Annotated in this window: 11 protein-coding genes; 9 read left to right on the top strand and 2 right to left on the bottom strand. The window is 38.9% G+C overall.

The window, feature by feature from the left end; translation table 11 throughout:
* The 4 genes from AC33VI_RS20800 to AC33VI_RS20785 form a co-directional block, all read left to right on the top strand.
* The coding region (locus AC33VI_RS20800) for a response regulator (RefSeq protein WP_491784177.1) at positions 1-987 on the top strand (987 nt) is incomplete at its 5' end.
* Between the two features lie 14 nt (positions 988-1,001).
* Positions 1,002-1,490 carry a chemotaxis protein CheW gene (locus AC33VI_RS20795; protein ID WP_491784176.1) on the top strand — a complete coding sequence of 163 codons (489 nt, stop codon included), beginning with the start codon at positions 1,002-1,004 and terminating at the stop codon, positions 1,488-1,490.
* Positions 1,491-1,594: 104 nt separating this feature from the next.
* Positions 1,595-2,704 (top strand): SpoIID/LytB domain-containing protein, encoded by a 1,110-nt coding sequence (locus AC33VI_RS20790; RefSeq protein WP_491784175.1) that lies wholly within the window; start codon positions 1,595-1,597, stop codon positions 2,702-2,704.
* A 22-nt stretch (positions 2,705-2,726) separates the two neighbouring features.
* Positions 2,727-3,881: a glycosyltransferase gene (locus AC33VI_RS20785; RefSeq protein ID WP_491784174.1), complete on the top strand. Its 1,155-nt coding sequence runs from the start codon at positions 2,727-2,729 to the stop codon at positions 3,879-3,881.
* Positions 3,882-3,946: 65 nt separating this feature from the next.
* On the opposite strand, the gene AC33VI_RS20780 is transcribed toward AC33VI_RS20785, so the two are convergent.
* The gene (locus AC33VI_RS20780; protein ID WP_491784173.1) at positions 3,947-5,095 is read right to left on the bottom strand and encodes a sensor histidine kinase; all 1,149 of its coding nucleotides are present in this window, start codon (positions 5,093-5,095) and stop codon (positions 3,947-3,949) included.
* A 251-nt stretch (positions 5,096-5,346) separates the two neighbouring features.
* Complete coding sequence (locus AC33VI_RS20775; RefSeq protein WP_491784172.1) at positions 5,347-6,120, bottom strand: ABC transporter permease; 774 nt, start codon at positions 6,118-6,120, stop codon at positions 5,347-5,349.
* Between the two features lie 100 nt (positions 6,121-6,220).
* Between AC33VI_RS20775 and obgE the strand changes: the two genes are divergently transcribed.
* The 5 genes from obgE to pstC all read left to right on the top strand — a co-directional run.
* Positions 6,221-7,228 (top strand): GTPase ObgE, encoded by a 1,008-nt coding sequence (obgE, locus tag AC33VI_RS20770; protein WP_491784171.1) that lies wholly within the window; start codon positions 6,221-6,223, stop codon positions 7,226-7,228.
* Between the two features lie 59 nt (positions 7,229-7,287).
* Positions 7,288-9,036 carry an ABC transporter ATP-binding protein gene (locus AC33VI_RS20765; RefSeq protein ID WP_491784170.1) on the top strand — a complete coding sequence of 583 codons (1,749 nt, stop codon included), beginning with the start codon at positions 7,288-7,290 and terminating at the stop codon, positions 9,034-9,036.
* Positions 9,037-9,324: 288 nt separating this feature from the next.
* On the top strand, positions 9,325-9,555 hold the full coding sequence (locus AC33VI_RS20760; RefSeq protein WP_491784169.1) for a DUF1816 domain-containing protein: 231 nt from the start codon (positions 9,325-9,327) through the stop codon (positions 9,553-9,555).
* A gap of 498 nt (positions 9,556-10,053) precedes the next feature.
* Positions 10,054-11,019, top strand: a complete 966-nt coding sequence (locus AC33VI_RS20755; RefSeq protein WP_491784168.1) for a PstS family phosphate ABC transporter substrate-binding protein — start codon at positions 10,054-10,056, stop codon at positions 11,017-11,019.
* A gap of 110 nt (positions 11,020-11,129) precedes the next feature.
* A partial coding sequence (pstC, locus tag AC33VI_RS20750; protein ID WP_491784167.1) for a phosphate ABC transporter permease subunit PstC occupies positions 11,130-11,841 on the top strand: 712 nt, incomplete at its 3' end.

Raw genomic sequence — 11,841 nt, 5'->3', positions numbered from 1 at the left:
GATGGTAGTTTAATTCCAGCTTTTGACGGTTCGGCTCTCATCGGTACTCTATTGGGAGAAGAAATTATTCCCACTTCCTCCGAGGTGAATTATGCCCTCGAAGAATTAGAAGATACGGGAAGTAGCGGGGAAAGTTCCACAGCAACCCAGCAACCCGCGAGGGACAAAAAGCTAACTCCTGTCCAAACAATTATGGTTGTCGATGATTCTACTGCCTTACGTCGGACAATGGCTTTAACTCTAGAAAAGCAAGGCTACCGAGTTATTCAGAAAAAAGATGGCAAAGATGCCTTAGATGGATTTAGACAAAATCCCCATCTAGATTTAATTATTTGTGATGTAGAAATGCCCACCATGAATGGCTTTGAATTTTTGGGTATGCGTCGGCGAGATTCTCAACTAGCCAAAGTTCCTACTTTTATGCTTACTTCTCGTAGTGGTGCTAAACATCGCAATTTAGCAACTCAATTAGGTGCTGATGGTTATTTTACCAAGCCTTATGTCGAACAGGAATTTATTGTCGAAATCAAGAAAATCTTAGCAACAGATGGAAATATCCCCAACCAAAAATCTTCAAAACCGAATTCTAGAAATGCTTCTATCTCCAAGAAAACTATCTTAATTATTGATGATTCTTCGGCATTAAGACGTACCTTAGCTTTGTGTTTGGAGAATAAAGGCTACTTTGTCTTACAAGGAAGAGATGGTCGAGAAGGTCTAGAAATACTCCGTAACAATTTACAGACTAGTCTAGCGATCTGTGATATTGAAATGCCCAATATGAATGGTTTTGAATTTCTGACCGCTTGTCGTCAAGAACCTAACCTAAAATCCATACCCATTATCATGCTCACATCTAGAAGTACGGAAAAACATCAAAGTTTAGCGAATAGTTTGGGAGCTAAAGGATATTTTACCAAGCCTTATGTTGAACAAGAATTTATCAAAAATGTAGACCAATTTATCAATAAATATAGTAAGTCGTAAGCGATAAAGCAATAATGATTGACTCAGCAATAAGTTTTGACTCTAAATTAAATAGTGGTAAACCGCAACAAAAATCAATTAAGCTGTTAGTTTTTGCCATCGACAAATTAACTTTGGCTTTGCCTATTTTAGAAGTCAAAAAAGTGATTAAGTATAATCCGATTCAAGGTAGTGGTTTGAGTCATGTTGGCTTGACTCACCTATCAGAAGGAGATCTAACGATAGTAGATTTGCATCAGAAAATATTTAATTACAGCTTGCCACCAGAATCTAAAACTCAAGGATATTTTATTATTACCAGGATTATCGATCGCGAACCACTGGGAATTTTTGTTTCCGAGCCTCCTAGTTTAATCGATATACCTACAACTCAAGTACGTTTGATTCCCGAATCTTATCGCCATGCAGATACCCTAGCCATTGCCAGTCATGTCACTGTAGTTCCTCAAGCAGAAAACCATAATCAAACAATTTTTATTTTAGATTTAGCCAGCTTAATCTAATTATGATAAATAATCTACTTAGGCAAAATTATTGTTGTCATTCTAAGTAAAATGCAGCAATATATTGATGGCAATCTTGATGAAAAAATATAACCGTTAATTTTGTGGCTAAATCTTTATTTCGCCAACCAGCTTATTGGCTATTTTCGACGCTAATTTGGTTGTTAATCGCCTTTCCCATTAAAGCAGTGGAATTGAGGATAGCAGTCAAAAAAGATGTTGCTCAACTAAAGGTTGGCAGTTCTACCAAAGCCATAGTTCGAGATGGTCAGGGGCAAGAATTAGGAGAACTGAATCCTATGTCTTCTCTCACCGCTAAAACTAAAGGAAGTCGTATTGCGATCGCTGAAAGTAGCGCGACTCAAGAATTAATTATCGAACCTCAAGATAATGGCTATGTCTGGATAGGCGATCGCTGGTATCGCGGTAAAACCCACCTAATTCGTTCGGGAAACAAAATTGCTGCGATCAATCATGTAGATTTAGAAGACTATTTATATAGTGTAGTGGGGGCAGAAGCCATCTCTTCTTGGCCAATTGAGGCTCTAAAAGCTCAAGCTGTAGCTGCCCGTTCCTATGCCCTATATAAACGCGATCGCTCTACTAACCACGATTACGATCTAGACACCACCGTCAGCACTCAAGTATATAAAGGCTTAGATAGCGAATATACCACCACCCACCAAGCAGTCAATGAAACCTTGGGTCAAATTATGACCTACAACAATGAAGTGATTTTAGCTGCTTTTCATTCTTCTTCTGGAGGTCATACAGAAAATGTAGAAGATATCTGGAGTTCTCCCCTACCCTATCTTAGGGCGGTAGTCGATTATGACCATCAAGCCCCAGTATTTGAATGGCAACAAATATTTCCCGTCAGTCGCATTAGAACGTTAGTGGCTGGAATCGGCAATGTTAGAGGCTTACAACCTATAAAAATGACTCCTCGCGGCAGAGTAGTAACCATGAAAGTGACAGGCGATCGCGGTACGGCTACTTTAAGTGGCAAACAAATACGCCAAGCTTTAAAACTTCGCAGCACTTTATTTAGAATGTCCACTGATGGAAAAAACGTCCGCATCCAAGGGCGTGGTTTTGGTCACGGTTTGGGCTTGAGTCAATGGGGTGCTTATTATTTAGCCCAACAAGGAGTGGACTATCACCGTATTTTGGCTCACTATTATCAGAATGCCAGTTTAACTCAACTCAAATAAAAGTCAAAAGTACAAAAGTCAAATGTCTAACTACTCTTCTTCTGTAGATGTAGATAATGCGCCAAATATTTTGGTTGTTTCTGTTCGTGGATTTCGCTTTCAAGCAGCTAACTGCTGTATTTATGAGTTTGAAGATTTACTAGTCAATCTCGAATCTGCTCGATTATTTTGTCCAGGGGATGAATATGCCTTTCCGTTTGATTCTGCTAGAAAGGTCTATCGGATGGCAAAATATGCAGGATTGAGCGATAATCTTGCAGGCAAACTTGCTCCTTTTCCTGAAGAATTAGTCTTAGATCGAGAATATGACCTGTTGTTTGCTGTTTTAGATAATCCCTGGCAGATGCACTTGTTAGAATCGATTAAAGGCTGGCGAGATAAATGCCGTAAAACCGCTTGCTTTATTGCTGAAATGTGGATGCCCGATTTGGATAATTGGCGGCTAATCAAAGAACCTTGGAATAGTTTCGATCGCGTCTTTTTGGGGGTAACTCAATGTATTGAAGGTTTGAGCAAACTGGTAGATGTCCCCCTAACTTATGTGCCTCCTGCGGTGGATACTCTTCGTTTTTCCCCCTATCCCAATCCCCCACAACGTTCTATTGATGTTTCCTATGTAGGCAGGCGATCGCCCATTATTCACGATGCTTTAATCGAACGGGCGACAAAAGATAATTTCTTCTACTATTACGATACCGTTAAAGGCAAACTAGAAATTGGCAACCCTAGAGAACACCGCATCTTGCTAGCCAATTTATTCCAACGCAGTCGCTACAATATTACTAACTACGCTAAATTCGACGAAACGAAAGAAACAGGAGGAACTCAAGAGATTGGCTATCGCTTTTTTGAAGGGGCAGCAGCAGGTACGGTAATGGTAGGAATGCCTCCTGCTGGAGCAGCCTTTCCCCGCTATTTTGACTGGGAAGAACCGATTATTCAAGTAGATTTTCACGGTACTGATGTGGTAAATGCGATCGCCGAACTGGATGCTCAACCAGAACGTTTGGTCAAAATTAGTCAAAGAAATATCGCTAATTGTTTGTTGAAACACGATTGGGTATATCGCTGGCGAGATATGCTAGCTGCTTTGGATCTCAAACCAGGAGCAAAAGCAATCTCTAGAGAGAAATATCTCAAGGAATTAGCTGCGAGTATTTTAGCTAAAATTTCATAGCTAACCTGAGTTTGGGTTTAGCTACTGACTATCGATCTAGTTATGAGTTATTAAACCTTATTTACTTACTGGTACTGAGGTATGGTTAGGGTAAAGCAGCTACCTTTGTCTAATTCTGAAGTTACAGTAATATCTCCCCCATGAAGTTGGGCTAATTTGCGAGAAAGAGCCAAACCCAAACCAGTACTATCTTGATGGCTGGTAATTTGAGGAAAAGGTTTAAATAGTTTGGTAATGTTTTCTGGGGATATTCCCATACCTGTATCGATGACAGAAAAGTGAATTAGATTTTGTTTGAGTTTAACTTCTAGAGTTATTGTTCCTCGATCGGTAAACTTAATTGCATTGCTAAGTAAATTAATTAAAATTTGCTTGAGACGCAAAGAATCAGCGACACAAAAGTCAATACTGCCATCTAAATCTAAAACCAACTCTAAACTTTTGGCTTTGGCTTTTTCTACCACAATAAATATAACTGCCTGGCAAATTTCCTCAACGGCTAATTTTTCTAAGTCTAATTTCTGTTTGTTAGCGTCTATTTTAACTATGTCTAGATAATTTTTGACTAAAGCTAATAAATGCTCGGCAGAGCTTAGAATTCCGCTGACATATTGTAATTGTTTGGGATTTAAAGGGCCATAATACTGTTCTTTGAGCATTCTGGCGAAGCCAACAATGGAAGAAATAGGACTGCGTAACTCGTGATTGAGATGGGAAATACGATCTTGTTTGGTTTTTTCCCCATTCAACCAACTTTGTTTTTCTCGTTCTAATTGTTCGATCTTTTCTGATTGCTTTCTGATTAACTCTTCTTGTTGAGTAGCAATCGCCTGCTTGCTAGCGAAATCAAACAAGGTTTTTTGTAAAGTATCTGGCAAGTGACCTAAATTGTTTCGGAGTAAATAACCATTAACCCCTGATTGAACTAATCTAACTGCTTCCTCATCTCCCAAAACATCTGTAATTAAAATCAAGGGAATACCAGTATATGAATGGCGTATCCAGCGAATTTTTTTGATCGAAGGCTGGATATTTTTACAGTCCGTTAGAGGAGAAAGATCGTAAATAATGGCACTATATTTTGGGGATTCTAAGTTTTCTAGGGAAGAGTCAACCTTGTAGAGATCGTAGGTAAATTCAACATTACCTGAATTTAAGGAAGTAGAGATGGCTTGAAGACTTTTTTGGTTATCCGTAACAATAAGAAGGTTCACGTTACTGAGTGCAGTTGTTTTTAACGGTAACTGTAAAATTGACCCAGAACTGTCGTACATAGTGATAAATACCTATGCTGATTAGTTGAAATTAAGCGGTTTTGCTACTTTATATTATCGACATAGTGGACATTTCAGCCCTAATTTTAGATAAACTTTTACTTGATGTCTCTAAACAGACAATTGGACTAGGCATTTAGTCTAATGTGGTATTCGTGAAATAAAAAATTGTATTTTTCCCTTGTAGAAGTTTAAAACTCTTTTTGAGCAAAAATCATCATGGAAATAATCAATAATAAAGCCGTATAAAGTATTCCATACAAAGCATGGTGCAAAAGTTCGGTAGAACTAGGCAACAAACCATAAACAGCTTCGTTTTTGAGATCTAAACGAGAAAGATTGGGCAGAACCAAATATAGACTGGTAGTTAAGCTTTCAATGCTCGCGTTTTTACTAAGCTTTCCTAACTCTACTAAATCTTCGCTAAAATGTCCCATCAAATAGACTCCAAAACTAAGCAGGGTAGCCAAAATAGAACTAGTAAAGACTCCAAAGAGAATTGCTACTGCCACAATTAAAGATAGTTCTAATAATAAATAAACTGCGGCGATCGCCAATGCTCCTGCTGGATAGGTAATTGCCGAAAAACTAAGCATTCCTAAATAAATACCCATCATAATGGTAACGGTAACTGCCAAAACAGCAGTGAGTCCGAGATGTTTGCCTAGAACGATCTCGGCACGACTAATCGGTTTGGGAATTAACATTAAGAGAGTACGTTTTTCAATTTCTTTGTTGATTAATGCCGTACCCACAAAAACCGCCACAATAACGCTCAAAATAGCGATCGCACCAATCCCAAAATCAAGCAAAATCTTTTCATGAGTTCCTGCGGCAATTTCGGGAATGATTCTTTGTGCCAAAATTAATAATAGGGAGAAAAAACCAATAAAATAAAGAATGCGATCGCGAATTACTTCCTGAAAGCCATTGTTGGCAATGGTGAAAACTCTAACTAAGTTCATCGATCTAAAAAAGTGCAAAGTCATTTAAGGGTTTACACTGTTATATTGCCCAAATATTTGGCAACAATTAACAATCAACGAGCAACAATTAATCTTATCGATGCAATTTATAGATTTAGCAGAAATAGAAGTAGTAGCAGGAAAGGGTGGCGATGGCATGGTAGCATTCCGTCGAGAGAAATATGTCCCTGCTGGTGGTCCATCAGGCGGAAATGGCGGTTGGGGAGGTTCGGTTATTTTACAGGCTTCAGACCGCTTGCAAACTTTGTTGGATCTTCGCTATGCCAAAATTTTCAAAGCCGAAGATGGCAAAAAAGGAGGTCCTAGTAACTGCACGGGTGCAAAGGGCAGCGATCGCATTATTGAAGTTCCTTGCGGTACTCTAATTACCGATATCGATACGGGAGAACTAGTAGGGGATTTAACCACTAAAGGAGAAACTCTTTGCGTAGCCCAGGGAGGTAAAGGAGGCTTGGGTAATAAACACTTTCTCAGCAATCGCAATCGCGCTCCCGAACACGCTCTACCTGGCTTAGAAGGAGAAACTAGACGGTTGCGGTTAGAGTTGAAATTAATTGCGGAAGTGGGGATTATTGGCTTGCCTAATGCAGGAAAATCAACGCTGATTTCTTCTCTATCTTCTGCCAAACCCAAAGTAGCTAACTATCCTTTTACTACCCTCGTACCTAATTTGGGAGTGGTACGCAAGCCGACAGGAGATGGTACGGTATTTGCCGATATTCCTGGTTTAATTTCAGGAGCATCTGAAGGGGTGGGTTTGGGTCATGATTTTTTGCGTCACATCGAACGTACTCGCGTTTTGCTCCATTTAATTGATGCAACTAGCGATAATCCCGTCGCCGACTATCAAACCATTCAACGAGAATTAGAAGCCTATGGAAGAGGATTGACCAGTCGCCCGCAGATTATTGCTTTTAATAAAATCGATGCTATTGATGAAGAAATTTTGGAATTGATGATCGAAGAGTTAAAAGAAGTTACCTCTACACCTATTTATGCCATATCGGCTGTTTCTCGCCAGGGATTAGACACTATTACCCAAACAATTTGGTCGATTTTAGATGTGGGCGAGGTTTCCGTGATTTAACTCCAATTACATCTAAAGAATTATTGGTTATCTGAGAAAAAATTGTTAAGATTTGTAGCATGGCAAAATCAAGGCTACAGAAACTCGGACAATACCTTCGACCCCACTGGCGCAAGGTTCTATTGGGTGCGATCACCCTGGTTATCGTTAATGGCTTAAAAGTTTACATTCCTCTGTTAATTGGAGACAGTATCGATCGCTTGCAAGGAGAGTTTAGTTTTAATCAACTATCTCGTACTGCATTGTGGCTGCTATTTCTTTCGGCAACAATGTGGGGATTTCGGATGCTGTCGCGGGTGTCGATCTTTGGTGCGGGAAGACAAGTAGAGTTTCTGCTCAAACAAAGAATTTTTCAGCATTTGTTGACCATCGAACCTGAATATTTCTCGGAAAATAGATCGGGGGATTTGATTAACCGCGCTACTAGCGATGTAGATAATATTCGTCGTTTGGTAGGTTTTGCTTTGTTGAGCTTTGTCAATATTATCTTTGCCTATGGTTTTACCCTTCCTGCCATGTTGAGGATTAATGTTAGGTTGAGTTTGATGGCACTGGCTGTTTACCCCTTAATGTTGATCGCGGTGCAGTTATTTAGCGGCAAACTGCGTAAGTATCAGGAAGAGATTCAGGTTCAACTGTCAGATTTGAGCGAGCTAATTCAAGAAGACATGAGCGGTATGGCTTTAATCAGGATTTACGCTCAAGAAAATCAAGAAAGAGAAGCTTTTAGAGTCAAAAACCAAAAATTATTAACAGCCAATCTCAAACTAGCAAGAACCAGAAATTTACTTTTTCCCATTATTGAAGGTATTTCTTATATTAGTTTGTTAATTTTATTGTGGTTGGGTACTCCTGCGATCGCCAATGGTTCGATTCAAGTGGGTGAATTTGTCTCTTTATTGTTATTTGTCGAAGGATTGGTGTTCCCCACCGCCCTACTTGGTTTTACGATTACTGCCTATCAACAAGGAGAAGTCAGTATTGATCGCGTGGAAGCTATTACGAAAGCCGAACCCAAGATCAAAAATGCTCCTCAGCCGATTGTTTTGCCTATCGAAGAGATTGAAGGGAGAATTACCGCACGCAATCTCACCTATACTTATCCCGATAGTAATAGTCCTGCATTATACGATTTAAACTTTACCATCGAACCTGGAGAAACAGTAGCCATAGTCGGTTCGATCGGTTCGGGAAAATCTACTCTAGCTAATGTCATTCCTCGCTTGCTTAACGTAGAATCGGGAGAATTGTTTTTAGACGATCGCGATGTAACTAAATTAGATCTAAAAACTTTACGGGGTGCGATCGCCTATGTACCCCAAGACAGTTTCTTATTTAGTACTACGATTAAAAATAATATTCGTTATGGTAAACCTCTAGCGGAAAGCGATCGGGTAATTGATTCGGCAAAACAAGCCCAGATTCATCCAGAAATTCTTACTTTTCCCCAAGAGTATGAAACCTTGGTAGGAGAGAGAGGAATTACTCTTTCTGGAGGTCAAAGACAGCGTACTTCTCTAGCCAGAGCATTATTGACCGATGCCAAAGTTCTAATTCTAGACGACGCTCTTTCTAGTGTGGATAATGAAACTGCAACTAAAATTTTGAACAGTCTTTCTCCTACTAGAGCCAAGAAAACCGTTATTTTTATCTCTCATCAACTATCTGCTGCCTCTATGTGCGATCGCATTTTAGTCATGGATGAAGGAAAAATAGTCCAAAATGGGACTCACGATTCTTTAGTAGCAGAATCTGGATTGTATCGATCTTTATGGCAACAACATCAATTAAAGGAAGTATTGAATTAGAATAAATTGAAAAATTAATAACTATAGTGATTTTTTCAATAATGAAGATGGGGCAAAATATTTGAAATAGGGGGGTACGATCTATCTATAAGCTTACTTTATATTTAATTACATCTAGCTACTTAATTATTACAGTTTTCCTAAGGCGATCGCACCTCTGAAAAAATAAAATTCTAAGAATTCCTTAATCCTTATAGTTTTCCTTGGACAAATTATTTATTGTTAATAAAGTACTTTGAATATATATTTCTAGATTGCTAGTACTAGATTTGTATCATCATACGAATAATGAAAAAAAATTTAACCAAGTTCTTTAAACATATTTTCCCACAATACTGGATCGAAGTTATAACAGCTAAACCCATTTGCACTTATTATTTTGGTCCTTTTTTAACTCGCAAAGGAGCTAACTTAGCTCAATCAGGTTTTATTGAAGATTTGGAAACTGAAAATGCTGAAGTCACCAAAGTCGAAACTAAACGTTGTCAACCCCAAGAATTGACTATTATTTCCTCTTGAAATGATAATTCTGATTTCGCTGTTGTCTAGCATAGACAGTTGATTGGTTTACTTTCCATCTAAAAATTAATAAACTATCTACTTCCAGTATCAGAAAATCCCAATCTTTTAAAATCCTCCCAAGCAAAAGGTGGGTCAATCCCACCTCAAAAATAAATTACACACAGGCTGATGCTTGAGAACTTTGCTTAAACAAAAGCCAAACTATCTTCGCTAGCAATGACATTAGCAGTGGCATTGCTAATTCGCTTTCTTGCTCCGAAGTTCAGACTCCCACCTAAAGATTAACTAAAGAGATTGTGAATGGTTATCTTTTAGTTAATAATTTTTATTCCCCAAGATCGTTTTTTTGATTATCAAAAAATTTACATTTACATAATAATACCTTAACCAAATTTTTACTTAGTGCTAATTGTGTCCCAGTAATATTTCGGAGGTGGCATTTAGCCTCTGGAAAAAATTACAAATAATTCAAAAATTAACTAAGTATTGAAATCAATGAATTATAAACAAAAAGGATTTAAAACAGCAGGTATTTTTGCTGCTGCTGCCGCCTCTGTAGCTTTAGTAGTACCCGCAGTTAAATCCGAGGGTATTATTAAAATTGATGGTTCTAGCACCGTATTTCCCATTACTGAAGCTGTAGCTGAAGAATATCAAATTGAAAATCAAGGTGCGACTCAAGTAACAGTGGGTGTATCTGGTACTGGTGGCGGATTTAAAAAATTCTGTTCCGAGGATTCGGCAGTACGTACTGATATCTCTAACGCTTCTCGTCAGATCAAAGAGTCAGAAATGGAGATGTGCGCTGCGGCTGGCGTAGAATATATTGAGATTCCCGTAGCTTACGATGCCATCACTGTGGTTGCTAACCCTGAAAACCCCATTGAAAGCATGACTGTAGAAGAACTAAGTCAAATTTGGGGTCCCGAATCTGAAGGAGAAATTACTAACTGGAGTCAAGTAAACCCTGAATGGCCCGATGCTGAATTCTCTTTATTTGGTCCTGGTGCTGATTCTGGTACTTTTGACGGTTTCACCGATAAAATCAATGGCGACGAAGGTGCGAGTCGTACTGACTATACTCCTAGCGAAGACGACAACGTTTTAGTTCAGGGTGTATCTAGCGATCCTAACGCTCTAGGTTACTTTGGTTATTCTTACTATGAAGAAAACCAAGACAAGCTTAAAGCGATCGCGATAGATAATGGAGACGGTGCAGTAACTCCCACTGTAGAAACAGTACGCGATGGTTCTTATCAGCCTCTATCTCGTCCTATCTATATCTACGTTAATGCAGAAGCAGCAGAAAGACCTGAAATTGCAGAATTCGTTGAATTTTACTTAACTAACGCTGAAGGACTAGTACCTGAAGTTGGTTCTGTACCTTTAACTGCTGAAGAATACGAAGAAGGAATCGCTCGTTTTCAAAACGGAGAAACTGGCACGACTGCTGCTAAGTAAACTGAGAAATTATTGTAAATTATTTCAAAGCAACACAAAGTTAGCTTAATATATCGCTCAAATTACTAGTTTATTAGGGTATAGCCTTGCTATGCCCGTATCTCATTTTTATGGCTCAAACAACTCTAAAACCCAGATCTAGAGCAACCTACAAGCCTAGAATTGGGCGGCAAATTAAAGAAAAAATTATTGAAATTATCCTCTTTCTGGCTGCTTTTTCTTCTGTAGCAACCACGATCGCCATTCTCTATATCTTAATCAAAGAGTCTTTTTCTTTCTTTCAGCAAGTCCCGATCGTCGATTTTATAACAGGAACAAAATGGACTCCTTTATTCATCAATCCTGAATACGGTATTTTACCCCTACTATCGGGTACTTTGGTTAGTGCTGGGGTGGCTTTGGCTGTAGCGATTCCTTTAGGAACAATTGCTGCAATTTATCTGAGCGAATTTGCCAGTAAAACAGTTAGAGAAATTGCCAAACCTGCTTTGGAATTATTAGCTGCTATTCCTACTGTGGTCTATGGTTATTTTGCTTTATTATACGTGACTCCTTTCTTGCAAAATATCTTTCCCAAACTACCAGGATTTAATATCTTGTCGGCGGGTTTAGTGATGGGCTTGATGGTCATTCCTTTTATTAGCTCCATTAGCGAAGATGCCATGAGTGCCGTACCTGTAGGGTTACGAGAGGGTTCTTATGCTATGGGTGCAACTAGGCTACAAACCGCGATTAAAGTGGTGTTTCCTGCGGCTATTTCGGGGATTAGTTCTTCCTATATTTTGGGTACATCTAGGGCAGTGGGAGAGACAATGATTGTGG

The sequence above is a fragment of the Waterburya sp. genome (assembly GCF_058530065.1).
Note: the sequence above shows the minus strand (reverse complement) of the source record. Positions and strands in the feature narration are given on the sequence as shown.

What these genes read in the sequence shown, in the direction of transcription:
- AC33VI_RS20795 (WP_491784176.1), top strand. Translation starts at nt 1,002, where the DNA reads ATGATTGACTCAGCAATAAGTTTTGACTCTAAATTAAATAGTGGTAAA.
- AC33VI_RS20785 (WP_491784174.1), top strand. Translation starts at nt 2,727, where the DNA reads ATGTCTAACTACTCTTCTTCTGTAGATGTAGATAATGCGCCAAATATT.
- AC33VI_RS20775 (WP_491784172.1), bottom strand. Translation starts at nt 6,120, where the DNA reads ATGAACTTAGTTAGAGTTTTCACCATTGCCAACAATGGCTTTCAGGAA.
- obgE (WP_491784171.1), top strand. Translation starts at nt 6,221, where the DNA reads ATGCAATTTATAGATTTAGCAGAAATAGAAGTAGTAGCAGGAAAGGGT.
- AC33VI_RS20765 (WP_491784170.1), top strand. Translation starts at nt 7,288, where the DNA reads ATGGCAAAATCAAGGCTACAGAAACTCGGACAATACCTTCGACCCCAC.
- AC33VI_RS20760 (WP_491784169.1), top strand. Translation starts at nt 9,325, where the DNA reads ATGAAAAAAAATTTAACCAAGTTCTTTAAACATATTTTCCCACAATAC.
- AC33VI_RS20755 (WP_491784168.1), top strand. Translation starts at nt 10,054, where the DNA reads ATGAATTATAAACAAAAAGGATTTAAAACAGCAGGTATTTTTGCTGCT.